This is a genomic window from Pseudomonas sp. HN2-3 (assembly GCF_020691745.1).
GTDB classification, from domain to species: domain Bacteria; phylum Pseudomonadota; class Gammaproteobacteria; order Pseudomonadales; family Pseudomonadaceae; genus Aquipseudomonas; species Aquipseudomonas capeferrum.
On record NZ_CP085704.1, the window covers coordinates 1,230,479 to 1,256,320 of the forward strand.

The window sequence follows — 25,842 nt, forward strand, 5'->3', positions numbered from 1 at the left end:
CCAAGCGCCCCCTTCAGCTCAATCAGCGATTCTGCAGGAACGCGCGAATTCGCTCAGCCGCCTCGATGCATTCGGCCAACGGCGCAACCAGCGCCATGCGCACCCGGCCAGCGCCTGGGTTGACGCCATCCACTTCACGCGACAGGTACGACCCGGGTACCACGGTCACATGCTCGGCTTCGAACAGGTCGCGGGTGAACGCAGCATCGCAGCCCGGTACCTTGGCCCACAGGTAGAAGCTGCCATCGGGCCGCTGCACATCCATCACCGGCTGCAGGATATCCAGCACGGCAGCGTACTTGGCCCGGTACTGGTCACGGTTGTCGCGCACATGCGCCTCATCCTGCCAGGCCGCGATGCTGGCCAGCTGGGTTTGCACGGGCATGGCGCAGCCGTGGTAGGTGCGGTACAGCAGGAAGGGTTTGATGATTTCGGCATCACCTGCCACGAAGCCCGAGCGCAGGCCAGGCAGGTTGGAACGCTTGGACAGGCTGTGGAACACCACGCAACGCTTGAAGTCGCTGCGACCAAGCTCGGCGCAGGCGCTGAGCAGGCCCGGGGGTGGCGCGTCTTCGTCGAAGTACAGCTCGCTGTAGCACTCGTCGGCGGCAATCACGAAATCGTGCTCGTCGGCCAAAGCGATCAGTTTCTTCAGGGTATCCATCGGCACCAGCGCGCCAGTGGGGTTGCCCGGCGAGCACAGGAACAGGATCTGGCAACGCTGCCAGACATCCGCTGGCACGGCATCGAAGTCCGGGTTGAAACCGTTGTTTTCAAGGCACGGCAGGTAATGCGGGGTGGCACCTGCCAGCAGGGCCGCGCCTTCGTAGATCTGGTAGAACGGGTTCGGGCTGACCACCAGGCCATCATCGGCGCGGTTCACCACGGCCTGGGTGAAGGCGAACAGCGCTTCACGGGTGCCGTTGACCGGCAGGATGTGGCGGTCGGCATCCAGCCAGCCGGCCGGCACGCCGAAACGACGTTCGCACCACTGGCCGATGGCCTGGCGCAAGGCTGGCAGGCCAAGGGTGCTGGGGTACACCGCCAGCTTGTCGAGGTTGTCGGTCATGGCCTGGGCGACGAACGCCGGCGAGGCGTGCTTGGGCTCGCCGATCGACAGGGCGATGGCGCGTTTGTCCGCCGCAGGCTTTACGCTGCCCAGCAGGGCACGGAGTTTCTCGAACGGGTAGGGCTGAAGCTGGGTCAGGGCATGGTTCATCGGCGCAAGGTCTCGTCAATCGTTAAAAGGTCACGCGGGTAGGGCTGGCATCGCTCGCCTGGCCGGCCTGCAGCTGCTGCACGATGGCCTCCTGCAGGCGGCTGCACAGCTGCGGGTCGGACAGCGGCTGGTTGTCGGCGTCGGTGATGAAGAACACGTCTTCCACGCGCTCGCCAAGGGTGGCGATCTTGGCGTTCTGCAGCGACAGATCAAACTCCAGGAAGATGCGCCCGATCCTGGCCAGCAGGCCCGGGCGGTCGGGGGCGGTGATCTCGAGGATGGTCACCGGCCGCTGGGCATCGTTGAGGATGGTGACCTGCGGCGGGAAGTTGAAGTGCTTGAGCTGGCGCGGCACCCGGCGCTGAATGATCGTCGGATAGTCCTCGGGGTTGCGTAGCGCTTCGGTCAGGCCGTCGCGAATCTGTTTGACCCGCTGCGGGTTGTCGCCGATCGAGCCACCGTCGTTGTCGAGCACGATATAGGTGTCGAGGGTGAACTGGCTGCTCGAGGTGATGATCCGCGCGTCATGGATGTTCAGGTTGAGCTGCGACATGGCCGCCACGGTCACGGCGAAGAAGTCGTGTTGGTCGGGGGCATAGATGAAGATCTGCGTGCCGCCCTCGAACTCGCGCGAGGTGGTTTCCTTGATCAGCACCAGTGGCCCACCGTCAGCGGGCTGCTGGAGGATGGCGTCACTGTGCCAGGCCACGTCGGCGGCGGTGTGCTTGAGGAAGTAGTCGTCACCCAGCTGCGACCAGAGTTGCTCCACGTCGTCCGGGTCGGTGCCCTCGCGGATCAGGATGTCCAGTGCCGCGCTCTGGGTCTGGCGAATCTGCTCTTCACGGTCCAGCGGGTTTTCCAACCCACGGCGCAGCGCGCGCTTGGTTTCGGTGTAGAGCTGGCGCAGCAGGCTGGCACGCCAGGAGTTCCACAGGCTCGGGTTGGTGGCGTTGATGTCGGCCACGGTCAGCACGTAGAGGTAGTCCAGGCGGGTTTCGTCACCCACGTGCAAGGCGAAATCGTTGATCACCTGCGGGTCGGACAGGTCCTTGCGCTGGGCGGTGGTGGACATCACCAGGTGGTTCAGCACCAGCCAGACGATCAGGCGGCTGTCCCAGGCGGGCAACTGGTGGCGCTCGCAGAACGCTTGCGCGTCCACCGCGCCCAGCTCCGAATGGTCACCCTGGCGGCCCTTGCCGATGTCGTGGTAAAGCCCGGCCAGGTAGATAAGCTCGGGTTTGGGCAGGCGGCCCATGAGCTTGCTGGCCAGCGGGAATTTTTCGGAAACCGGCGTGTACTGCAGTTTGCGCAGGTGCTTGATAAGGTTGAGCGTGTGCGCATCGACCGTATAAATGTGGAACAGGTCATGCTGCATCTGCCCGACGATCAGGCCGAACTCCGGCAGGTAGCGGCCAAGAATGCCGTAGCGGTTCATCCGCCGCAGGTTGCGGTGGATGCCGATCTCGCACTTGAACAGCTCGATGAACAGGCTGGTGTTGCGGATATCGTGGCGGAACGTTTCGTCGATCAGGTGGCGGTGTTCGCGCAGCAGGCGCACGGTGTCGGCACGTACCCCTTTGATCTCCGGGTGCTGGGCCATCAGCACGAAAATTTCCAGCATGGCGAACGGCGTGCGCTTGAACACGTTCGGCTTGGTCGCTTCTATATAGCCGTCGTGCAGGCGGAAGCGCGCATTCAGCGGCTGAGTAGTGCCACTGTCCTCGTCGGCGAGGATGACTTCCTCGAAGTGCTGGATGATCAGGTCGCACAACTGGCTGATGCTCATCACCACCCGGTAGTACTGCTGCATGAACTGTTCGATCGCGCGCTTGGGGTTTTCGTCGCTGTAGCCCAGCAGCGCGGCGATGCTGCGCTGGTGATCGAACAGCAAGCGGTCTTCGGCGCGCCCGGCCAGCATGTGCAGGGCGTAGCGCACCTTCCACAGGAAGTCCTGGGAGGAGGCCAGCAGTTCGTTCTCGCTTTCCAGCAAGAAGCCTTCGCCTGCCAGTGCGTGCAGGTTCAGGGTGCCGTATTGGCGGCGGGCCACCCACAGCACGGTCTGGATGTCGCGCAGGCCACCGGGTGAACCCTTGACGTTGGGCTCAAGGTTGTACTCGGTGTCGTTGTACTTGTGGTGGCGGGCCTTGAGCTCGGCACGCTTGGCCAGGAAGAACTCCTTGCTCGGCCACATGTGCTCGGTGCTGGTGACTTCGAGCATGCGCTGGCGCAAGGCTTCGGGGCCGGCAATCGTGCGGCTTTCCATCATGTTGGTGATGACCGTGAGGTCCGCACGCGCCTGTTCGGCACATTCGTCGACGGTGCGCACGCTCTGGCCCACTTCCAGGCCGATGTCCCACAGCAGGGTAAGGAAGCGCTCGATGGCCTCGCGGTACTGCTCGTGCTCGGCGGCGCCCAACAGGATCAGCAGGTCGATGTCCGAGTGCGGGTGCAGTTCACCGCGCCCGTAGCCGCCCACTGCGACCAGGGCGATACCGTGCTGGTCGCCCCAGTCGAACTGGTTCCAGGCCTGCTGCAGGATGTTGTCGACGAGCCAGGCGCGGTCCTCGATCAGCCGGCGGATCTCGCGGCCATCGCGAAAACGCTTGTCGAGCACCTCGCCAGCCTGGCGGATGGCTTTCTTGAAGGCGGTGATAGGGCTCGCCTTGAGGGCCAGTTCCGCCTGGAACTGGCCGCGGTCGAACAGCTCGGGATCCACCTGGGGCATTGCGTCGCGTTCCTGTCGTGGGGTGCCTGGCGCGGACTCAGGCCGAGGTGCGCGCGATGGTGTCGTCCTTGCGCAGGGTAAAGATCTCGTAGCCGGTAGCGGTCACCACCAGGGTGTGCTCCCACTGGGCCGAGAGCTTGCGGTCCTTGGTGATGGCGGTCCAGCCGTCGCCCAGCACCTTGGTGTCGGCCTTGCCCTGGTTGATCATGGGCTCGATGGTGAAGGTCATGCCTTCTTTGAGTTCCATGCCGGTGCCGGCGCGGCCGTAGTGAAGAATTTGCGGTTCTTCGTGGAACACCTTGCCGATGCCATGGCCGCAGAATTCGCGCACCACCGAGAAGCCGTTCTTTTCAGCGTGCTTCTGGATCACTTCGCCGATGTCGCCCAGGCGGCAACCAGGCTTGACCAGTTCGATGGCCTTGTACATGCATTCCTGGGTGACCTGGGACAGGCGCTCGGCCCACACGGGTACCTTGCCGACGTGGAACATGCGGCTGGTGTCGCCGTGATAGCCGTCCTTGATCACGGTGACGTCGATGTTCAGCGTGTCACCGTCCTTTAGTGGCTTGTCGTTGGGGATGCCGTGGCAGACCACATGGTTGATCGAGGTGCAGATCGACTTGGGGTAGCCCTTGTAGTTGAGCGGCGCCGGGATGGCCTGCTGGACGTTGACGATGTAGTCGTGGCACAGGCGGTCCAGTTCTTCGGTGGTGACACCGGGTTTGACGTGCGCTTCGATCATTTCCAGCACGTCGGCGGCCAGGCGGCCGGCGATGCGCATCTTCTCGATGTCTTCTGCGGTCTTGATGGTGACGGTCATTACAGGCTCTCTACGGCGCCGTGCACGGCGCGAACAAACGGGAAAGGCCGGATTCTAGCAGAGCAGGGCGGCAATCGGTCGGGATAAAGGCGGCCAAGCTGCTGTCTATAGAGGGCATTCTGGCCTGAAAGCCTGGGTGCTGCAAAAGCCGCTGACGGACGCAACAGTATTCGGGTTCCGTTCGCTCGCGGTCTGTGGTATAAAATGCGCCGCTTTCGGGGTAGACCCCGTTAGCCTTAAACCCACACACGTGTCGACACGATGACCTGGGTGCCCCGAATTGCAGAATTTGCGGGTTGGTCATTGGGATGCGTGGAGGCCCAACCCGACTTACCAAGGAACTATCATGTCCCAAGTCAACATGCGCGATATGCTGAAGGCCGGTGTGCACTTCGGTCACCAGACCCGTTACTGGAACCCGAAAATGGGCAAGTACATTTTCGGCGCGCGTAACAAGATCCACATCATCAACCTGGAAAAAACCCTGCCGATGTTCAACGAGGCTCTGGCCTTCGTAGAGCGCCTGGCCCAGGGCAAGAACAAGATCATGTTCGTCGGCACCAAGCGTTCCGCCGGCAAGATCGTCGCCGAGCAAGCTGCTCGTGCCGGTTCGCCATACGTTGACCACCGCTGGTTGGGCGGCATGCTGACCAACTACAAAACCATCCGTGCTTCGATCAAGCGTCTGCGCGACCTGGAAACTCAGGCCGAAGATGGCACCTTTGCCAAGCTGACCAAGAAAGAAGCCCTGATGCGTTCGCGCGATCTGGAAAAGCTGGACCGCAGCCTGGGTGGTATCAAGGACATGGGCGGCCTGCCTGATGCCCTGTTCGTGATCGACGTTGACCACGAGCGCATTGCTATCACCGAAGCCAACAAGCTGGGCATCCCGGTCATCGGCGTTGTCGATACCAACAGCAGCCCGGAAGGTGTTGACTACATCATCCCAGGTAACGATGACGCCATTCGCGCTATCGAGCTGTACATGACTTCGATGGCTGACGCCATCATCCGCGGCCGCAACAACGTTGCTGGCGGCACCGAAGTCTACGCTGAAGAAGCGGCTGCACCTGCTGCTGAGTAATTGACGCCTGGCGTCTACTTGGCACGCAAAAAGGGGGCTCTGCCCCCTTTTTGCCACCTTGAAATCCTGCTGTCAGCAACGGCCCCGCACTATGGGCCTGCTGAGACGAAAACAGCGGATTTGCAGAATTGAACGCCCGTGACGAGCGGGTGGAATGGTTGAAAAACTTTCCAAGAGGATTTTGAAATGGCAGAGATTACTGCGGCGCTGGTCAAAGAACTGCGCGAGCGTACCGGCGAAGGCATGATGGATTGCAAGAAGGCGCTGACCAAGGCCGGCGGCGACATCGAAAAAGCCATTGACGACATGCGTGCCTCCGGCGCCATCAAGGCTGCCAAAAAGGCTGGCAACGTTGCTGCTGAAGGCGCTATCGCCATCAAGGCCGACGAAAAGTCCGCCGTTCTGCTGGAAGTGAACTCGCAGACCGACTTCCTGGCCCTGCAAGACGACTTCAAGAACTTCGTTGCTGAAAGCGTCGAGCAAGCCTTCGCCGAGAAGCTGACCGATGCCGCTCCGCTGATCGCTTCCCGTGAAGCGGCTCGCGAAGCCCTGGTTGCCAAGGTTGGCGAGAACGTCAACATCCGTCGCCTGGTGCGCGTTGAAGGTGACGTTGTCGGTACCTACCTGCACGGCAACAAGATCGGTGTTGCTGTTGTGCTGAAGGGCGGCGACGTTCAACTGGCCAAAGAAATCGCCATGCACGTGGCTGCCAGCAACCCAGAGTTCCTGCTGCCATCGGAAGTCTCGGCTGAGGCTATCGAGCGTGAGAAGGCGGTCTTCCTGCAACTGAACGAAGACAAGATCAAAGGCAAGCCTGAGAACATCGTCGAGAACATGATCAAAGGCCGTATTTCCAAGTTCCTGGCCGAAGCCAGCCTGGTTGAGCAGGCCTTCGTCATGAACCCGGAAATCAAAGTCGGCGAACTGGCCAAGAAAGCCGGCGCTGAAATCGTTTCCTTCACCTACTTCAAAGTAGGCGAAGGCATCGAGAAGCCGGTCGACAACTTCGCTGAAGAAGTTGCTGCTCAGCTGGCTGCTGCCAAGCAGTAAGACAGACCCGTCTGTCGCCCCAAAGAGGCTGCCCGCTCACGCGCGCAGCCTCTTTGTCAAAGCGGGAGTGGTTTTCAGAACCGTTCCTCGCTGACGCAGTCGCTGCGTCACGTTAGAGTTACACGCAGGCTCAAACAGCCCGCAGAATTTTACAAACGCCGCAGGAGAGATTCGCAATGGCTCAGCAGGGCAGTGGTTATCAGGCTCGCTATAAACGCATTCTACTCAAACTTAGCGGCGAGGCCCTGATGGGCTCGGAAGAGTTCGGGATCGACCCCAAGGTCCTGGATCGCATGGCGCTGGAGGTCGGCCAGCTGGTCGGCATCGGTGTTCAGGTAGGTCTGGTAATCGGCGGTGGCAACCTGTTCCGTGGTGCGGCGCTCAGTGCAGCCGGCATGGACCGCGTCACCGGTGACCACATGGGCATGCTGGCGACCGTGATGAACGCCCTGGCCATGCGCGACGCGCTGGAGCGGGCAAACATTACCGCCATCGTCATGTCGGCCATTTCCATGGTTGGCGTAACCGATCACTATGATCGCCGCAAAGCCATGCGCCACCTCAATGCCAAAGAGGTCGTGATCTTCGCTGCCGGTACCGGCAACCCGTTCTTTACCACCGACTCCGCCGCTTGCCTGCGCGCCATCGAAATCGATGCCGACGTGGTATTGAAGGCAACCAAGGTCGATGGTGTATACACTGCAGATCCATTCAAGGACCCGCATGCCGAGAAGTTCGATCATCTGACCTACGATGAAGTGCTGGATCGCAAGCTGGGTGTGATGGATCTGACGGCAATCTGTCTGTGCCGCGACCACAAGATGCCGTTGCGCGTCTTCAACATGAACAAACCCGGCGCCTTGCTGAACATCGTGCATGGCGGCGCGGAAGGAACTCTGATCGAGGAAGTTCAAAAATGATCAACGCTATCAAGAAAGACGCCCAGGACCGCATGGGCAAGTCCATCGAGGCGCTGGGTCGCCACCTGGCAGCTATCCGCACCGGTCGCGCCCACCCAAGCATCCTGGACAGCGTCAAGGTGACTGCCTGGGGTAGCGAGATGCCGCTGAACCAGGTGGCTGCGATTTCCGTCGAAGACGCCCGCACCCTGAAAATTGTCGCCCACGACAAGAACCTCAGCGCAGCCATTGAAAAAGCCATCCTGACTTCCGACCTGGGCCTGAACCCGTCCAGCGCCGGTACCACCATCCGCGTACCGATGCCGGCCCTGACCGAGGAAACCCGCAAGGGTTACACCAAGCAGGCCAGCGGCGTTGCCGAAGATGCCAAGGTTGCCGTGCGTAACGTGCGCCGCGATGCCCTCGCCGACCTGAAGAAGCTGACCAAGGACAAGGAAATCAGCGAAGACGAAGAACGTCGCGCTGCTGACGAGATCCAGAAGCTCACCGACAAGTTCGTTGCTGACATCGACGCGGCGTTCAAAGCCAAGGAAAAGGACCTGTTGGCCGTTTAAGGCCGAGGTTTTTTAATGGAAAAGACCAAGCCAGCGGCGCCGTCCTCGGTGCCGCGACACGTCGCGATCATCATGGATGGCAACAACCGTTGGGCGAAGAAGCGCCTGTTGCCCGGTGTTGCCGGGCACAAGGCTGGCGTCGATGCCGTTCGCGCGGTCATCGAAGTCTGTGCCGAATCGGGGGTCGAGGTCCTGACCCTGTTCGCCTTCTCCAGCGAGAACTGGCAACGCCCCGCCGAAGAAGTCGGTGCGCTGATGGAGCTGTTCTTCTCGGCCTTGCGCCGTGAGGCTCGCCGCCTCAACGAGAACAACATCTGCTTGCGCATCATCGGCGATCGCTCACGCTTCCATCCCGAGCTGCAGGCTGCCATGCGTGAGGCCGAAGCGCTGACCGCCGGCAACAACCGCTTCATACTGCAGATCGCGGCCAACTACGGTGGCCAGTGGGACATCGCCCAGGCTGCCCAGCGCCTGGCGCGGGAAGTACAGGCCGGCCATCTGCGCCCGGACGACATTACGCCGGGTCTGCTGCAAACCTGCCTGTCCACGGGCGAGTTGCCGCTGCCCGACTTGTGTATCCGTACCGGTGGCGAGCGGCGCATCAGCAATTTCCTGCTGTGGCAGCTGGCCTATGCCGAGCTGTATTTCTCCGACCTGTACTGGCCGGACTTCAAACACGAGGCCATGCGCAATGCCCTGGCCGATTTCGCTTCGCGCCAGCGCCGCTTCGGTAAGACCAGCGAGCAGGTCGAGGCTGGAGCTCGTGCTTAATGCTTAAACAACGCATCATTACCGCGCTGATCCTGTTGCCGGTCGCGCTGGGTGGCTTCTTCCTGCTCAATGGTGGGGATTTCGCCCTGTTCATCGGCTTCGTGGTCACCCTCGGGGCCTGGGAGTGGGCGCGCCTGGCCGGTTTGATGGCCCAGCCGCTGCGCATTGCCTATGCCGCCGTCGTCGGCGGTGCGCTGATGCTGCTGCACCTGATGCCTGACCTGGCGCCCTGGGTGCTCGGTGCGTCGGTGATCTGGTGGGCACTGGCTACCTGGCTGGTGCTGACCTACCCGCGCAGCAGCGAACTGTGGGCCAGTGCGGCCTGTCGCCTGCTGATCGGCCTGCTGGTATTGCTACCGGCGTGGCAGGGCCTGGTGCTGCTCAAGCACTGGCCGCTGGGCAACTGGCTGATCCTGTCGGTGATGGTGCTGGTATGGGCCGCCGACATCGGTGCCTATTTCTCTGGGCGAGCCTTCGGCAAGCGCAAGCTGGCGCCGCAGGTCAGCCCGGGCAAGAGTTGGGAAGGCGTCTATGGCGGCCTGGTCGTCAGCCTGGTCATCACCCTGGCAGTCGGTATCAGCCGCGACTGGGGCATCGGCCAGATTTTGCTGGGCCTGCTGGGCGCGGCGCTGGTGGTCATGGCCTCGGTGATCGGTGACCTGACCGAAAGCATGTTCAAGCGCCGTTCCGGCATCAAGGACAGCAGTAACCTGCTGCCCGGCCATGGTGGCGTACTTGACCGCATCGACAGCCTGACCGCAGCCATCCCGCTGTTTGCGGTGCTGCTGTGGGCTGCCGAATGGGGTGTGATGTGAGTGCGGTGCAACGCATCACCGTGCTTGGCGCCACAGGCTCCATTGGCCTGAGCACGCTGGATGTGATCGCGCGTCATCCCGAGCGTTACTCGGTTTTCGCATTGAGCGGTTACTCGCGCATCGATGAGCTGCTGGCGTTGTGCGTGCGCCATCGTCCCGAGTTTGCGGTGGTGCCAAGTGCCGAGGGGGCTGCACGTTTACGTGACGGCCTGGCGGCAGCAGGTTGTGCCACGCAGGTGCTAGAAGGCGAGGCGGGGCTGTGCCAGGTGGCCGCGGCTGCGGAAGTGGATGCGGTCATGGCGGCCATCGTAGGCGCGGCCGGGCTGCGACCGACCTTGGCGGCCGTCGAGGCGGGCAAGAAGGTGCTGCTGGCCAACAAGGAGGCGCTGGTGATGTCTGGCGCGCTGTTCATGGAGGCGGTGCGGCGCAGTGGTGCCGTGCTGTTGCCGATCGACAGCGAGCACAATGCGATCTTCCAGTGCCTGCCGGGTGACTATGCCCGTGGCCTGAGCCAGGTGGGTGTGCGCCGCATCCTGCTCACCGCGTCGGGCGGCCCGTTCCGCGAAACACCGCATGCGGCGCTCGCCGATGTCACCCCGGAACAGGCCTGCGCCCATCCCAACTGGTCCATGGGGCGCAAGATTTCCGTGGATTCGGCCAGTATGATGAACAAGGGCCTGGAGTTGATCGAGGCGTGCTGGTTGTTCGATGCCTCGCCCGCCAAGGTCGAGGTGGTGGTGCACCCGCAGAGCGTGATCCACTCGCTGGTGGATTACGTGGACGGTTCGGTCCTCGCCCAGTTGGGTAACCCCGACATGCGCACGCCTATCGCCAACGCGCTGGCCTGGCCAGAGCGTATTGATTCCGGGGTTGCCCCGCTGGACTTGTTCGCCATCGCGCGTCTGGATTTCCAGGCCCCTGACGAACAGCGCTTCCCTTGCCTGCGCCTGGCGCGGCAGGCTGCCGAGGCCGGCAACAGCGCGCCCGCAGTGCTCAACGCGGCCAATGAAGTGGCGGTCGAGGCATTTCTGCAGCGGCGTATCCGCTTCCCGGAGATCGCGGGTATGATCGAACAGGTGCTCGATCAGGAGCCCGTAGTGCCACTGGCATCGTTGGACGCGGTATTTGCCGCCGACCAGCGTGCCCGGGAGTTGTCCCGCGAGTGGTTGAGGCGTCACGGTCACTGATGCAGGCCTGCCAGGGCTTGTGCGAAACGTCGTTCTGCTGAACGTCATCTGGAGAAAGATATGACTGCGCTCTACATGATTGTCGGCACCCTGGTGGCGTTGGGTGTTCTGGTCACGTTTCACGAATTCGGCCACTTCTGGGTGGCCCGACGCTGCGGCGTCAAGGTGCTGCGTTTTTCGGTAGGCTTCGGCACGCCGCTGCTGCGCTGGCATGATCGGCAGGGTACCGAGTTCGTGGTGGCAGCGATCCCGCTGGGTGGCTACGTCAAGATGCTCGACGAGCGCGAAGGCGATGTACCGCCTGCGCTGGCCGACCAGTCGTTCAATCGCAAATCCGTGCGTCAGCGCATTGCCATCGTCGCAGCAGGGCCGATTGCCAATTTCCTCTTGGCCATCGTGTTCTTCTGGCTGCTGGCCATGCTCGGCACCCAGCAGATCCGCCCGGTCATCGGTGGGGTCGAGGTAGGCAGCCTGGCAGCCTCGGCAGGCCTGGCCGCTGGTCAGGAAATCGTATCCATCGATGGCAAACCGACCAGCGGTTGGTCAGCGGTCAACCTGCAACTGGTGCGCCGCTTGGGCGAGAGCGGCACCCTGCAGGTGGGCGTGCGCGATGAAGGCGCCAGCGCCGAGCGTCAACTGCAGATCAAGCTGGACCACTGGCTGAAAGGCGCTGACGAACCGGACCCTATCCAGTCCCTGGGCTTGCGCCCCTGGCGCCCGGTGATCGTGCCGGTGCTGGCCGAAATCGAATCGAAAGGGCCGGCCGCAGCGGCGGGCTTGAAGACGGGCGACAAGTTGCTGGCCATCGACGGTGTGGTCGTCACCGAATGGCAGCAGGTGGTCGATGCCGTGCGCGCCCGCCCGCATGCCAAGGTGGTGGTACGTGTGGAGCGCGACGGCGCTGCCCTGGATGTGCCGGTAACCCTGGCGCAGCGGGGCGAGGGTAAGGCCTCGGGCGGCTACCTGGGGGCAGGGGTAAAAGGTGGCGAATGGCCTGCCAACATGCTTCGCGAAGTCAGCTATGGCCCGCTGGAAGCGGTGGGCGAGGGCTTGTCGCGCACCTGGAACATGAGTGTCCTGACCCTCGAGTCGCTGAAGAAAATGCTGTTCGGAGAGCTCTCGGTAAAAAACTTGAGCGGACCGATAACCATTGCTAAAGTGGCGGGCGCTTCAGCCCAGTCCGGCGTGGGGGATTTCCTGAATTTCCTGGCCTACCTGAGCATAAGCCTGGGGGTTCTTAACCTGCTGCCCATTCCAGTACTGGATGGGGGGCATTTGCTGTTTTACCTGGTTGAGTGGGCGCGCGGTCGTCCGCTGTCGGACCGGGTACAAGGTTGGGGGGTCCAGATCGGTATCAGTTTGGTCATAGGGGTGATGTTGCTCGCCCTGATCAACGATCTGGGTCGACTTTAAAAGCTTCGCTCAATTGCGAACCCGCCGTCTATTCGCGGCGGGTTGTTTATTGCCAGTTGGAATAAAAGGACTTCATGAAACGTCTGCTGCTAACTGCGGTCCTCTCCGCACTGATGATCGCTGAAGTTCACGCCGAGTCCTTCACCATCTCCGATATTCGTGTCAACGGCCTGCAGCGGGTATCCGCCGGCAGCGTCTTCGGTGCCTTGCCCCTGAACGTGGGCGACCAGGCCGACGATCGGCGTCTCGTGGACTCGACCCGTTCCCTGTTCAAGACCGGTTTCTTCCAGGACATCCAGCTGAACCGCGATGGCAATGTCCTGATCATCAACGTGGTCGAGCGCCCGTCGGTGTCGAGCATCGAGATCGAAGGCAACAAGGCGATCAGCACCGAAGACCTGATGAAGGGCCTGAAGCAGTCGGGCCTGGCCGAAGGTGAAATCTTCCAGCGCGCCACCCTCGAAGGTGTGCGTAACGAGCTGCAGCGCCAGTACGTGGCCCAGGGCCGCTACTCGGCCGAGGTCGACGCCGAAGTCGTGCCGCAGCCGCGCAACCGCGTCGCGCTGAAAATCAAGATCAACGAAGGCACCGTCGCCGCCATCCAGCACATCAACGTGGTGGGCAACAACGTCTTCGACGACGAAGAGCTGTCGCAGCTGTTCGAGCTGAAAACCACCAACTGGCTGTCGTTCTTCAAGAACGACGACAAGTACGCCCGTGAAAAACTGTCCGGTGACCTGGAGCGTCTGCGTTCCTACTACCTGGACCGCGGCTACATCAACATGGATATCGCCTCTACCCAGGTGTCCATCACGCCAGACAAGAAGCACGTCTACATCACCGTCAACATCAACGAAGGCGAGAAGTACACCGTCCGTGACGTGAAGCTCTCCGGTGACCTCAAGGTCCCTGAAGACCAGGTCAAGTCGCTGCTGCTGGTGCAGCCGGGCCAGGTATTCTCGCGCAAGGTGATGACCACCACGTCCGAGCTGATCACCCGTCGCCTGGGTAACGAAGGCTATACCTTCGCCAACGTCAACGGCGTGCCGCAGCCCAACGATGAAGACCACACCGTCGATATCATGTTCGTGGTCGACCCGGGCAAGCGTGCCTACGTCAACCGCATCAACTATCGCGGCAACACCAAGACCGAAGACGAAGTGCTACGTCGCGAGATGCGCCAGATGGAAGGCGGCTGGGCTTCGACCTACCTGATCGACCAGTCCAAGACCCGTCTTGAGCGTCTGGGCTTCTTCAAGGAAGTCAACGTCGAAACGCCACCGGTGCCTGGCACCGATGACCAGGTCGACGTCAACTACAGCGTCGAAGAACAAGCCTCCGGCTCGATCACCGCCAGCGTCGGTTTTGCCCAGAGCGCCGGCCTGATCCTCGGCGGCTCGATCAGCCAGAGCAACTTCCTGGGTACCGGTAACAAGGTGTCCGTCGGCCTGACCCGTTCCGAGTACCAGACCCGATACAACTTCGGCTTCGTCGACCCCTACTTCACTGCCGACGGCGTCAGCCTGGGCTACAACGCCTTCTACCGCAGCACCGACTACGACGACCTCGATGTCGACGTTGCCAGCTATGCGGTCGACAGCCTTGGCGCCGGCGTCAGCCTGGGTTACCCGATCAGCGAGACCTCGCGCCTGACCTACGGCCTGAGCGTGCAGCAGGACAAGATCAAGACCGGCAAATACACCGTTGACGAGATCTTCAATTTCCTCGAAGAAGAGGGCGATAGCTTCCTCAACTTCAAAGCGTCGATCGGCTGGTCCGAGTCGACCTTGAACAAAGGCGTGTTGGCTACCCGTGGTCACTCCCAAAGTTTGACCCTGGAATCCACCATCCCGGGCAGCGACCTGTCGTTCTACAAGCTCGACTACCGTGGCCAGTTGTTCAAGCCGATCAATAACGACTACACCCTGCGCCTGCACACTGAACTGGGCTATGGTGATGGTTTCGGTGGCACTTCCGGCCTGCCGTTCTACGAGAACTACTACGCGGGTGGCTTCAACTCCGTCCGTGGCTTCAAGGACAGCAGCCTGGGCCCCCGCAGCACGCCGAGTAAGGGTACCAACCCGGGCACTATCGAAGACCCGGATCAGGATCCGCTGCCGTTCGGTGGCAACGTGCTGGTCCAGGGTGGTGTAGAACTGCTGTTCCCGCTGCCGTTCGTCAAAGACCAGCGTTCGCTGCGCACTTCCGTGTTCTGGGACGTGGGTAACGTGTTCGACACCAATTGCGGTTCCAAGCCTGATTGCGCCAAGGTCGGTTTCTCGGACATGGCCAGCTCCGTGGGCCTGGGTGTGACCTGGATTACTGCGCTGGGCCCGTTGAGCTTCAGCCTGGCGATGCCGATCAAGAAACCGGACGACGCCGATACCCAGGTGTTCCAATTCTCTCTGGGCCAGACCTTCTAAGGTCGGCCCTTGCATAACGACAACGGTTTATCCAGGAGTGCATCGTGCGTAAGTTGACTCAACTGGCCATCTTGGCCGCGGCGCTGGTCGCCACCCCGGCTTTCGCCGAAATGAAGGTTGCCGTCCTGAACTATCAGATGGCCCTGCTTGAATCGGATGCCGCCAAGAAGTACGCGGTCGATGCCGAGAAAAAATTCGGCCCGCAACTGACCAAGCTCAAGAGCCTGGAAAGCAGCGCCAAGGGCATCCAGGACCGCCTGATCAAAGGCGGCGACAAGATGCAGCAGCAGGAGCGTGAGCGCCTGGAGCTCGAGTTCAAGCAAAAGGCCCGCGACTTCCAGTTCCAGTCCAAGGAACTGAACGAAGCCAAGGCCGTTGCTGATCGCGACATGCTCAAGCAGCTCAAGCCCAAGCTGGACGGCGCTGTCGAGGAAGTGATCAAGAAGGGCGGTTTCGACCTGGTCCTCGAGCGTGGCGCGGTCATCGATGTCAAACCTCAGTACGACATCACCCGCCAAGTCATCGAGCGCATGAACCAAGCCCGTTGATATGACCTTGACCATGACGCTTGGCCAGCTGGCCGAAGCCCTCGGGGCCACCCTCAAGGGGCCCGAGGCGCTGCAGATTACCGGGCTGGCCACCTTGCAGGAGGCCGGGCCCGGTCAATTGAGCTTCCTCGCCAACCCGCAGTACCGCAAATTCCTGGATAACAGCCAGGCGGCAGCGGTACTGCTAAAGGCTGCGGATGCTGAAGGCTTTGCCGGCAACGCACTGATCGTCGCTGATCCGTACCTGGCCTATGCACGCATTTCCCATCTGTTCGATCCCAAGCCCAAGGCTGTGGCGGGAGTTCATCCCAGCGCCGTGGTAGCAGAAGATGCGCAGGTGGATGCCAGTGCCAGCATCGGCCCGTTCGCGGTCGTCGAGAGCGGTGCGCGGATTGCGGCCAATGTCAGCATCGGTGCTCATTGCGTGGTCGGTGCCCGCTGCGTCATCGGCGAGGGTGGTTGGCTGGCGCCACGGGTCACCCTGTACCATGACGTGACCATCGGCAAGCGTGTCGTCATCCAGTCGGGTGCGGTGATCGGTGGCGAAGGCTTCGGCTTCGCCAACGAGAAGGGCGTGTGGCGCAAGATTGCCCAGATTGGCGGCGTGACCATCGGCGATGATGTGGAAATCGGCGTCAATACGGCCATTGACCGTGGTGCGCTGTCTGACACGCGCATTGCCGACGGGGTCAAACTCGACAACCAGATCCAGATCGCCCATAACGTCCAGATCGGCGAGCACACGGCCATGGCTGCCTGTGTTGGCATTTCCGGCAGCACGCGCATCGGTAAGCACTGCACCATTGCGGGCGGTGTCGGCATGGTGGGCCATATTGACGTCTGTGATAACGTTTTCGTGTCCGGCATGACCATGGTGACCCGATCGATCACCGAACCGGGTGCCTATTCTTCCGGCACTGCCATGCAGCCATTGGCTGACTGGCGCAAGAGCGCCGCGCGTATCCGCCACCTGGACGACATGGCCAAGCGTCTCCAGCAGGTGGAAAAGCGCATCGATACCGTGACCTCAGGTGGCCAGCCGGCATCAGAAGGCTGATACCATTCCCTGAGCAAGAGTGAACAGACGCTAGCTGGCTCCTCTTTGGACTGCAAAAGGAGCGCGTGGTCAGCACCTGCGCTCCCTATTCTTATTACAGGCTTCCCCCCGAAATGATGGACATCAACGAGATTCGCGAATACCTGCCTCACCGTTACCCGTTCCTGCTGGTGGACCGCGTGACGGATCTGGACTTCGAGGCCCAGAGCATTCGTGCCTACAAGAATGTCAGCATCAACGAGCCGTTCTTCAATGGCCATTTCCCGGCCCACCCGATCATGCCGGGCGTTCTGATCATCGAGGCCATGGCCCAGGCGGCCGGTATTCTCGGTTTCAAGATGCTTGATGCCAAGCCGGCTGATGGCACCCTGTACTACTTTGTCGGTTCCGACAAACTGCGTTTCCGTCAGCCGGTATTGCCGGGTGACCAGCTTGTGCTGGAAGCCAAGTTCCTCAGCCGCAAGAGCATGATCTGGAAATTCGAATGCCGCGCCCTGGTGGACGGCAAGCCTGTATGCTCGGCACAGATCACCTGCGCGGAACGCTCCCTATGAATTCGATTGATCCACGGGCCATCATCGACCCATCGGCCAAGCTGGCCGATGGTGTCGAGGTGGGCCCGTGGTCGATCGTAGGCCCCGATGTCGAAATCGGGGAGGGCACCATCATTGGCCCGCATGTGGTGCTCAAAGGGCCGACCCGTATCGGCAAGCACAACCGTATCTACCAGTTTTCCTCGATCGGCGAAGACACCCCTGACCTCAAGTACAAGGGTGAGCCGACCCGTCTGGTGATTGGCGATCACAATGTGATCCGCGAGGGCGTGACCATTCACCGCGGTACCGTTCAGGACCGTGCCGAAACCACCCTGGGCGATCACAACCTGATCATGGCCTATGCGCACATCGGTCACGACAGTGTCATCGGTAATCATTGCATTCTGGTGAACAACACCGCGTTGGCCGGGCATGTGCACGTCGGCGACTGGGCGATTCTGTCCGGGTACACCCTGGTGCACCAGTACTGCCATATCGGTGCTCATGCGTTTTCTGGCATGGGTACGGCGATCGGCAAGGATGTGCCGGCCTTCGTCACGGTGTTCGGCAGCCCGGCCGAAGCCCGAAGCATGAACTTCGAAGGCATGCGCCGCCGGGGTTTCAGCGACGAGGTCATTCATACCCTGCGGCGTTGCTACAAGATTGTCTATCGCCAGGGCCTGACCGTCGAAGATGCAATCAAGGCGCTGGACGAGCCGGCAGCCCAGCACCCCGAGGTCGAGCTGTTCCGTCAGTCGATCCTGAATTCCGCACGCGGCATCACGCGCTGACATGGCCCAGCTTTGCGTAGCCCTGGTCGCGGGTGAGGCCAGCGGCGATATTCTCGGTTCCGGCTTGATGCGCGCCCTCAAGGCCCGCCATCCCGACGTACGGTTCATCGGCGTTGGCGGCCCCTTGATGGAAGCCGAAGGCCTGCAGTCCTACTTCCCCATGGAACGCCTGGCCGTGATGGGCCTGGTCGAAGTGCTGGGGCGCCTGCGCGAGCTGCTCAAGCGCCGTAAACTGCTGATCCAGACGCTGATCGCCGAAAAGCCCGATGTGTTTATCGGTATCGACGCCCCGGATTTCACCCTCAATATCGAATTGAAATTGCGTCAGGCCGGCATCAAGACCGTGCACTACGTCAGCCCTTCCGTGTGGGCCTGGCGGCAGAAGCGCGTGCTGAAGATCCGTGAAGGCTGCGACCTGATGCTGACACTGCTGCCGTTTGAGGCGCGGTTCTACGAAGAGCAGGGTGTGCCGGTGCGCTTTGTCGGCCACCCGCTGGCCGACACCATCCCCCTCGAAGCGGATCGGCAGGCGGCGCGCAGTGAGCTTGGCCTGGGCCATGGCCCGGTGGTTGCATTGATGCCAGGCAGCCGTGGCGGTGAGGTCGGGCGCCTGGGGGCGCTGTTCCTCGATGCGGCCGAGCGCTTGCGCGAGCGGGTGCCAGGTGTGCGCTTCGTGCTGCCGTGTGCCAATGCCGCGCGGCGTGCCCAGGTCGAGCAGATGCTCGAAGGGCGCGAGCTGCCGCTGACCCTGCTCGACGGCCAGTCGCACCAGGCCTTGGCGGCCTGTGATGCGGTGCTGATTGCGTCAGGTACCGCCACCCTGGAGGCCCTGCTGTACAAGCGGCCCATGGTGGTGGCCTACCGCCTGGCGCCGCTGACCTACTGGATTCTCAAGCGCCTGGTGAAAAGCCCCTACGTGTCGTTGCCCAACCTGCTGGCCCAGCGTGCGCTTGTGCCTGAGCTGCTGCAGGATGACGCCACCAGCGAAGCCCTGGCGCAGACCTTGGCCCCCTTGGTGGCCGACGGCAGCCAGCAGACCGAACGTTTCGACGAGATTCACCGCACCCTGCGCCGGGACGCCTCCAACCAGGCGGCCGAGGCGGTGCTGGCTTTGCTCAAGGACCGCTGACATGCAAATAGGACTGGATTTCAACCTGGTCGAAGACCTGGTCGCCGGTGTCGATGAAGTCGGCCGTGGCCCGCTGTGCGGGGCGGTGGTCACCGCTGCCGTGATCCTCGATCCGGCACGGCCGATTCTGGGCCTGAATGATTCGAAGAAGCTCACCGAAGCCAAGCGCGAAGCGTTGTTCGACGAAATCTGCGAAAAGGCACTGAGCTTTTGCATTGCCCGCGCCGAGGTCGACGAAATCGACCGCCTGAACATCCTTCAGGCCACCATGCTGGCGATGCAGCGCGCGGTCGAGGGCCTGCACGTTACGCCCAAGCTGGCACTGATCGACGGCAACCGCTGCCCGAAACTCGCAGTGCCTGCGGCGCCGGTGATCAAGGGCGATAGCCAGGTGCCGGCGATCGCGGCGGCGTCGATCCTGGCCAAGGTGACACGTGACCGGGAGATGAGCGCGTTCGAGCTGATCTACCCCGGTTATGGCATCGGTGGGCACAAGGGCTACCCGACGCCGGTACACCTTGAGGCCCTGGCGCGGCTTGGGCCGACGCCCATTCATCGGCGTTCCTTCGCGCCTGTGCGGGCGGCCTGGGAAGCGCGTGAAGGCGTTGTCGATTCCTTGATTTAGCCTGTCAGTGCCGCTGCGCGGCCCTTCGCGGGGCTGCACAGTAGCCCCAAAATACCCTCGCTTTTACGCTACAATCCCGCCCTTGTCGTTCTGCTACAGGATCATCCATGTCGGTTCCCTTCGTTCACCTTCGCGTGCACTCCGAATTCTCGCTGGTCGACGGTCTGGTGCGGATCAAGCCGCTGGCAAAGGCGCTGGCGGGGATGAACATGCCGGCGGTGGCGATCACCGACCAGAGCAACATGTGCTCGCTGGTGAAGTTCTACAAGACCGCCATGGGCGCCGGGATCAAGCCGATCTGTGGTGCCGACCTGTGGCTGGCCGGGGCCGACCCGGAAGCACCGTTGTCGCGCATCTGCTTCCTGGCGATGAACCCCACGGGCTACCGCAACCTCACCGAGCTGATTTCGCGGGGCTGGGTCGAAGGCCAGCGCAATGGCCTGGTGATTCTGCAGCGTGAATGGATCGCCCCCGCCAGCGAGGGCCTGATCGCTTTGTCCGCCGGCAAGGAAGGTGACATCGGCGCGGCGCTGCTGGGTGGCAGGGTTGAAGAGGCCGAAGCGCTGCTGCGCGATTGGCTGGGCATGTTCCCCGAGCGCTTCTACGTCGAAGTGCAGCGCACCAACCGCGCGCGCGACGAAGAATACGTGCACGCCGCCGTGGCTCTGGCCGACAAGGTTGGCGCACCGCTGGTGGCGACCAACGATGTGCGCTTCATCAAGCAGGCCGACTACGATGCCCACGAAACCCGTGTATGCATCGGTGAGGGCTGGACCCTGGACGACCCGCGTCGCCCGCGTAACTACAGCGACCAGCAGTACCTCAAGAGCTCGGACGAAATGGCCGAGCTGTTCAGCGACCTGCCCGACGCCATCGCCAACACCGTCGAAATCGCCAAGCGTTGCAACATCCAGGTGCAGTTGGGCAAGCACTTCCTGCCCGACTTCCCCACGCCCAACGGCATGGGCATCGACGATTATCTGCGCCATGTCTCCCATGAAGGCCTGGAGGAGCGCCTGGCGGTGCTCTGGCCCAAGGAGACCACGCCAGACTATGAAGAAAAGCGCCAGGTCTACCTGGACCGCCTGAAGTTCGAGCTGGATATCATCATCCAGATGGGCTTCCCGGGCTACTTCCTGATCGTTATGGACTTCATCAAGTGGGCCAAGAACAACGGTGTGCCGGTGGGCCCGGGCCGGGGTTCGGGTGCCGGTTCGCTGGTCGCCTACGTGCTGAAGATCACCGACCTCGACCCGCTGGCCTACGACCTGCTGTTCGAGCGCTTCCTCAACCCTGAACGTGTATCCATGCCCGACTTCGACGTCGACTTCTGCATGGATGGCCGCGACCGGGTCATTGAATATGTGGCCGATGCCTACGGGCGTAACGCGGTCAGCCAGATCATCACCTTCGGTACCATGGCCGCCAAGGCGGTGGTGCGCGACGTGGCGCGGGTGCAGGGCAAGTCCTACGGCCTGGCCGACCGCCTGTCGAAGATGATCCCCTTCGAAGTCGGCATGACCCTGGAGAAGGCCTACGAGCAGGAAGAAATCCTGCGTGACTTCCTCAAGGGCGACGAAGATGCCCGCGAGATCTGGGACATGGCCCTCAAGCTCGAGGGCGTCACCCGTGGTACCGGCAAACACGCCGGTGGCGTGGTAATCGCCCCGACCAAACTCACCGACTTCTCGCCGATCGCCTGTGACGAAGAAGGCGGCGGCCTGGTGACCCAGTTCGACAAGGACGATGTCGAGGCCGCCGGGCTGGTCAAGTTCGACTTCCTCGGCCTGCGCACACTGACCATCATCAAGTGGGCGATGGAGACGATCAACCGTGAGCAGGCCAAGCAGGGCCTGCCGGACCTGAACATCGACTTCATTCCGCTGGATGACCGCAAGACCTACGAGCTGCTGCAAAAAGCCGAGACCACGGCGGTGTTCCAGCTCGAATCGCGCGGCATGAAGGAGCTGATCAAGAAGCTCAAGCCGGACTGCCTGGAAGACCTTATCGCACTGGTGGCGCTGTTCCGCCCGGGCCCGCTGCAGTCGGGCATGGTGGACGACTTCATCAACCGCAAGCACGGCCGCGCCGAGCTGGCCTACCCGCACCCGGATTACCAGTATGACGGCCTGCAGCCGGTACTGGCGCCCACCTACGGCATCATCCTGTATCAAGAGCAGGTGATGCAGATTGCCCAGGTCATGGCCGGCTATACCCTGGGCGGTGCCGACATGCTGCGTCGTGCCATGGGTAAGAAAAAGCCCGAGGAAATGGCCAAGCAGCGCGGCGGTTTCATCGAAGGTTGCGCCAATAACGGTATTGATGGTGACCTGGCAGGTAACATCTTCGACCTGGTAGAGAAGTTCGCCGGTTACGGTTTCAACAAATCTCACTCTGCCGCCTATGGCCTGGTGTCGTACCAGACCGCCTGGCTCAAGACCCACTACCCGGCGCCGTTCATGGCGGCGGTGTTGTCGGCGGATATGCACAACACCGACAAGGTGGTGGTGCTGATCGAGGAAGTGCGCAGCATGAAGCTGCGCCTCGACGCGCCTGATGTGAACACCTCCGACTTCAAGTTCACCGTCAACGACGATGGCCGTATCGTCTATGGCTTGGGCGCGATCAAGGGTGTGGGCGAGGGGCCGGTCGAAGCCATCGTCGAAGTGCGTGCGCAGGGCGGGCCGTTCAAGGACCTGTTCGATTTCTGTGAGCGCGTCGACCTCAAGCGCGTCAACAAGCGCACCCTCGATGCGCTGATCCGCAGTGGTGCACTGGACCGCCTCGGCCCGTACTTCCATGACGAAATCAAGGCCTACCAGGCCAACATCGACCGCAACCGCGCAACCTTGCTGGCGGCGCTGGAAGAGGCGGTCAAGTCTGCCGAGCAGACCGCACGTACCGCCGACAGTGGCCATGTCGATCTGTTCGGCGGGTTGTTCGTGGAGGCCGATTCGGACGTCTATGCCAACCACCGCAAGGTCCGCGAACTCACCCTCAAAGAGCGCCTCAAAGGCGAGAAGGACACGCTTGGCCTGTACCTCACCGGCCACCCGATTGATGAGTACGAAAGCGAGATTCGCCGTTTCGCCCGCCAGCGCATCATCGATCTGAAGCCGTCCCGTGAGTCGCAGACGATCGCCGGCATGATCATTGCCCTGCGGGTAATGAAGAACAAGAAGGGTGACAAGATGGGTTTCGTCACGCTTGATGACCGCTCTGGGCGTATCGAGGCGTCGCTGTTTGCCGACTCCTTCATGGCTGCCCAGTCACTGTTGCAGAACGATGCCATGGTCGTGGTCGAAGGCGAGGTCAGCAACGATGACTTCTCCGGTGGCCTGCGCCTGCGGGTCAAGCAGGTGATGACCATGGAAGATGCCCGCACGCGTCTGGCCGAAAGCCTGCGCCTGAAAGTCGCCCATGACGCCCTCAAGGGCGACCGCCTGAACTGGCTGGGTGAGCTGATCACCCGGCACCGCGGCGGCTGCCCGATCACCCTGGAGTACACCGGCAGTGACGCCAAGGCCATGCTGCAGTTCGCCGATGAATGGTCGATCGACCCGGCCGACGGCCTGATTCAGGCACTGCGTGACCAGTTCGGGCGTGAGAACGTCTTCCTGCAATATCGTTGAATCGACGAATTTTAATCTCGACCTGAATGCGCCCGATCCCTTAAGGTAGGGCGCCAAACGGATCAACCGGCCGGCCGCCTGGCCGTAGACCCAAGACGGATGCCTATGAACCCGAATTTCCTCGATTTCGAACAGCCGATTGCCGACCTGCAAGCCAAGATCGAAGGGCTGCGCCTGGTGGGTAACGACAACTCGCTGAACATCAGCGATGAAATTGCCCGTCTGCAAGACAAGAGCAATACCCTGACCGAAAGCATCTTCGGCAACCTGACCAGCTGGCAGATCGCCCGCCTGGCCCGTCACCCGCGTCGTCCATACACCCTGGACTACCTGCAGCACATCTTCACCGAATTCGAAGAGCTGCACGGTGACCGCCACTTCTCCGACGACGCCGCGATCGTGGGCGGTACCGCGCGCCTGGATGGCCAGGCGGTGATGGTCATCGGCCACCAGAAGGGCCGTGAAGTGCGCGAGAAAGTGCGCCGCAACTTCGGCATGCCACGCCCAGAGGGCTACCGCAAGGCGTGCCGCCTGATGGAAATGGCCGAGCGCTTCAAGATGCCGATCCTGACCTTCATCGACACACCGGGCGCCTACCCGGGCATCGACGCCGAAGAGCGCAACCAGAGCGAAGCGATCGCTTGGAACCTGCGCGTCATGGCACGCCTGAAGACGCCAATCATCGCCACCGTGATCGGTGAGGGTGGTTCTGGCGGTGCGCTGGCCATTGGTGTGTGCGATCAGCTGAACATGCTGCAGTACTCCACCTACTCGGTGATCTCGCCAGAAGGTTGCGCTTCGATCCTGTGGAAGACCGCCGACAAGGCTGCCGATGCCGCCGAGGCCATGGGCATCACGGCCGAGCGCCTGAAGAGCCTGAACATCGTCGACAAGGTGATTCAGGAGCCGCTGGGCGGCGCCCACCGTGACCCGGCGCAGATGGCGGAAAGCATTCGTGCCGACCTTGTGCAGCAGCTGGACATGCTTGGCAAGCTTGATAATGACGCGCTGTTGGCTCGTCGCTACGAGCGTCTGATGAGCTACGGCCTCTGATGCATATTGCTGGGGCCGCTTTGCGGCCCCAGCGATTCCAAGCCGTGTGAGGCCCTCATGCTCAACCTCACCCCCTGGCTTCAAGCCCCCGCCTGGCACATCGCTTTCTCCGGCGGCCTCGACTCCACCGTCCTCCTGCACCTGCTGGCCGATTACGCCCGTACTCACCCAGCGCCTCCTCTGCACGCCATCCATATCCATCATGGCCTACAGCCTGCGGCTGACGCCTGGCCGGCGCACTGCACGCATGTCTGCGCCACGCTAGGCATCCCGCTCAGCGTGATACACGTCCAGGTCGCACCCGGTGCCAGCCTCGAGCAGGCTGCCCGCGATGCCCGTTACGCGGCATTCAAGCAACGGCTCGGCCCCGGTGAAGTGCTATTCACCGGGCAACATCGCGAAGACCAGGCAGAAACCTTGCTCTTTCGTCTGTTGCGCGGCAGCGGCCTGCGCGGTTTGGCCGCGATGCCGGCCCAGCGGGCGCTGGGGCAGGGCACCCTGGCCAGGCCATTGCTGGGGATTGCGCGCCAACAGTTGCAGGCGTATGCCCAAATCCAGGGGTTAAGCTGGATTGAAGACCCCTCTAACAGCGACACCGCCTTTGCCCGCAACTATTTGCGCGGCAAAGTGTTCCCCGTGCTGCAGCAGCGTTGGCCGCAGGCCAGCCAGAACCTGGCCCGTTGCGCCGAGCACCTGGGTGAAGCGCTGGGGCTGCTGGATGAAGTGGCCCAGGCCGATCTGGCCAAGGCCGGGGAGGGCGCTGCTGCGCCCTGGGCGCGGCTGGATTCCCTCGACCTTGCAGTGCTCACGGCGCTGACGCCCGCTCGTCAGCGCAATGCCCTGCAATACTGGCTCAGCGTTCGCACCCGGTTGCCCGACGCGCGTCACTGGGCTGGCTGGGCCGATCTGCGTGATGCCGCAGCCGACGCCCGGCCGGTCTGGCGCCTGGCCGACGGCCGGTTGCTGCGCAGCAACGGCCGTATCTGGTGGTTGAGCGGTGACTGGCTGCAGGCACCGCAAGGCGAGTTCGCCTGGCCCGAGCCCTCTGTGGTGCTGACATTGCCAGGCAACGGCAGTGTGCGGTTGACCGCGCCCCAGCCCCTGGCCGGGCTGTGTATCCGCTATCGCCAGGGCGGTGAAGTGCTTGAACTTGCAGGGCGCGGCCGGCGCGACCTGAAGCGTTTGCTCAACGCGCTGCAGGTGCCGTATTTCGTGCGTGCGCGCCTGCCGTTGCTCTATCAGGGCGAGCGCTTGCTGGCAGTGGCCAATCTGCCCGAACTCGGTCAGGCGGATTGCCAGCTGCATTGGCTGCCTCCGACGAACGCGCAAGGTTTGAGCTGAAGGGTACATTCCGGTAGACTACCCTCCCTTCTTGATACAACTTCTGTGCGTTCCTCGAAAACACAGCAGTTGCCGATTACCACGCAGTTTTTTGCTGGGCTGATTCTGGAAATGACGAGCGAGCTCCATGCCGGGGATACCCTGGTTTG

Annotated in this window: 21 protein-coding genes; 18 read left to right on the top strand and 3 right to left on the bottom strand. The window is 62.2% G+C overall.

Annotated elements, in window-relative coordinates:
- Positions 1-22 precede the first annotated feature (22 nt).
- The 3 genes from dapC to map are packed head-to-tail and all read right to left on the bottom strand — an operon-like array spanning position 23 to position 4,764.
- Positions 23-1,219 (bottom strand): succinyldiaminopimelate transaminase, encoded by a 1,197-nt coding sequence (gene dapC / locus LJX93_RS05580; RefSeq protein WP_033700888.1) that lies wholly within the window; start codon positions 1,217-1,219, stop codon positions 23-25.
- A 22-nt stretch (positions 1,220-1,241) separates the two neighbouring features.
- A complete protein-coding gene (locus tag LJX93_RS05585) occupies positions 1,242-3,944 on the bottom strand; it encodes a [protein-PII] uridylyltransferase (RefSeq protein ID WP_033700887.1) in 2,703 nt (900 codons plus the stop codon).
- A gap of 37 nt (positions 3,945-3,981) precedes the next feature.
- Positions 3,982-4,764 carry a type I methionyl aminopeptidase gene (gene map, locus LJX93_RS05590; RefSeq protein ID WP_033700886.1) on the bottom strand — a complete coding sequence of 261 codons (783 nt, stop codon included), beginning with the start codon at positions 4,762-4,764 and terminating at the stop codon, positions 3,982-3,984.
- Positions 4,765-5,110: 346 nt separating this feature from the next.
- Here map and rpsB point away from each other — a divergent pair, with 346 nt between their 5' ends.
- From rpsB to tilS, 18 genes are all read left to right on the top strand, one after another.
- A complete protein-coding gene (rpsB, locus tag LJX93_RS05595; RefSeq protein ID WP_027595792.1) occupies positions 5,111-5,848 on the top strand; it encodes a 30S ribosomal protein S2 in 738 nt (245 codons plus the stop codon).
- A 186-nt stretch (positions 5,849-6,034) separates the two neighbouring features.
- Positions 6,035-6,898, top strand: a complete 864-nt coding sequence (gene tsf / locus LJX93_RS05600) for a translation elongation factor Ts (protein WP_033700885.1) — start codon at positions 6,035-6,037, stop codon at positions 6,896-6,898.
- A gap of 176 nt (positions 6,899-7,074) precedes the next feature.
- Positions 7,075-7,818: a UMP kinase gene (gene pyrH / locus LJX93_RS05605; RefSeq protein WP_016392310.1), complete on the top strand. Its 744-nt coding sequence runs from the start codon at positions 7,075-7,077 to the stop codon at positions 7,816-7,818.
- Positions 7,815-8,372, top strand: a complete 558-nt coding sequence (gene frr / locus LJX93_RS05610; RefSeq protein ID WP_186654479.1) for a ribosome recycling factor — start codon at positions 7,815-7,817, stop codon at positions 8,370-8,372. Before pyrH ends, frr begins: the two co-directional genes overlap by 4 nt.
- Before the next feature lie 15 nt (positions 8,373-8,387).
- Positions 8,388-9,143 (top strand): polyprenyl diphosphate synthase, encoded by a 756-nt coding sequence (gene uppS / locus LJX93_RS05615; protein ID WP_033700882.1) that lies wholly within the window; start codon positions 8,388-8,390, stop codon positions 9,141-9,143.
- The gene (locus LJX93_RS05620; RefSeq protein WP_033700881.1) at positions 9,143-9,958 is read left to right on the top strand and encodes a phosphatidate cytidylyltransferase; all 816 of its coding nucleotides are present in this window, start codon (positions 9,143-9,145) and stop codon (positions 9,956-9,958) included. The genes uppS and LJX93_RS05620 overlap by 1 nt, the downstream gene beginning before the upstream one ends.
- Entirely contained in the window at positions 9,955-11,145 is a 1,191-nt protein-coding gene (ispC, locus tag LJX93_RS05625; protein WP_033700880.1) for a 1-deoxy-D-xylulose-5-phosphate reductoisomerase, read from the top strand. Before LJX93_RS05620 ends, ispC begins: the two co-directional genes overlap by 4 nt.
- A gap of 60 nt (positions 11,146-11,205) precedes the next feature.
- Positions 11,206-12,558: an RIP metalloprotease RseP gene (gene rseP / locus LJX93_RS05630; protein WP_095064086.1), complete on the top strand. Its 1,353-nt coding sequence runs from the start codon at positions 11,206-11,208 to the stop codon at positions 12,556-12,558.
- Between the two features lie 74 nt (positions 12,559-12,632).
- Positions 12,633-14,981, top strand: coding sequence for an outer membrane protein assembly factor BamA (gene bamA, locus LJX93_RS05635; protein ID WP_033700878.1), 2,349 nt, complete (start codon positions 12,633-12,635; stop codon positions 14,979-14,981).
- A gap of 44 nt (positions 14,982-15,025) precedes the next feature.
- Positions 15,026-15,529, top strand: a complete 504-nt coding sequence (locus LJX93_RS05640) for an OmpH family outer membrane protein (RefSeq protein ID WP_027595800.1) — start codon at positions 15,026-15,028, stop codon at positions 15,527-15,529.
- 1 nt (position 15,530) lies between these two features.
- Entirely contained in the window at positions 15,531-16,586 is a 1,056-nt protein-coding gene (lpxD, locus tag LJX93_RS05645) for a UDP-3-O-(3-hydroxymyristoyl)glucosamine N-acyltransferase (RefSeq protein WP_033700876.1), read from the top strand.
- Positions 16,587-16,699: 113 nt separating this feature from the next.
- Positions 16,700-17,140: a 3-hydroxyacyl-ACP dehydratase FabZ gene (fabZ, locus tag LJX93_RS05650; RefSeq protein ID WP_008094893.1), complete on the top strand. Its 441-nt coding sequence runs from the start codon at positions 16,700-16,702 to the stop codon at positions 17,138-17,140.
- Complete coding sequence (gene lpxA / locus LJX93_RS05655; protein ID WP_033700874.1) at positions 17,137-17,913, top strand: acyl-ACP--UDP-N-acetylglucosamine O-acyltransferase; 777 nt, start codon at positions 17,137-17,139, stop codon at positions 17,911-17,913. The genes fabZ and lpxA overlap by 4 nt, the downstream gene beginning before the upstream one ends.
- Position 17,914: 1 nt before the next feature.
- Positions 17,915-19,042, top strand: a complete 1,128-nt coding sequence (gene lpxB / locus LJX93_RS05660) for a lipid-A-disaccharide synthase (RefSeq protein ID WP_047581622.1) — start codon at positions 17,915-17,917, stop codon at positions 19,040-19,042.
- A gap of 1 nt (position 19,043) precedes the next feature.
- Entirely contained in the window at positions 19,044-19,667 is a 624-nt protein-coding gene (rnhB, locus tag LJX93_RS05665; RefSeq protein ID WP_033700872.1) for a ribonuclease HII, read from the top strand.
- Positions 19,668-19,774: 107 nt separating this feature from the next.
- On the top strand, positions 19,775-23,299 hold the full coding sequence (dnaE, locus tag LJX93_RS05670) for a DNA polymerase III subunit alpha (RefSeq protein WP_033700870.1): 3,525 nt from the start codon (positions 19,775-19,777) through the stop codon (positions 23,297-23,299).
- A gap of 105 nt (positions 23,300-23,404) precedes the next feature.
- Positions 23,405-24,352 (top strand): acetyl-CoA carboxylase carboxyltransferase subunit alpha, encoded by a 948-nt coding sequence (locus tag LJX93_RS05675; protein WP_033700869.1) that lies wholly within the window; start codon positions 23,405-23,407, stop codon positions 24,350-24,352.
- 57 nt (positions 24,353-24,409) lie between these two features.
- Positions 24,410-25,693, top strand: coding sequence for a tRNA lysidine(34) synthetase TilS (tilS, locus tag LJX93_RS05680; RefSeq protein ID WP_227696825.1), 1,284 nt, complete (start codon positions 24,410-24,412; stop codon positions 25,691-25,693).
- The last annotated feature ends 149 nt before the right edge of the window (positions 25,694-25,842 follow it).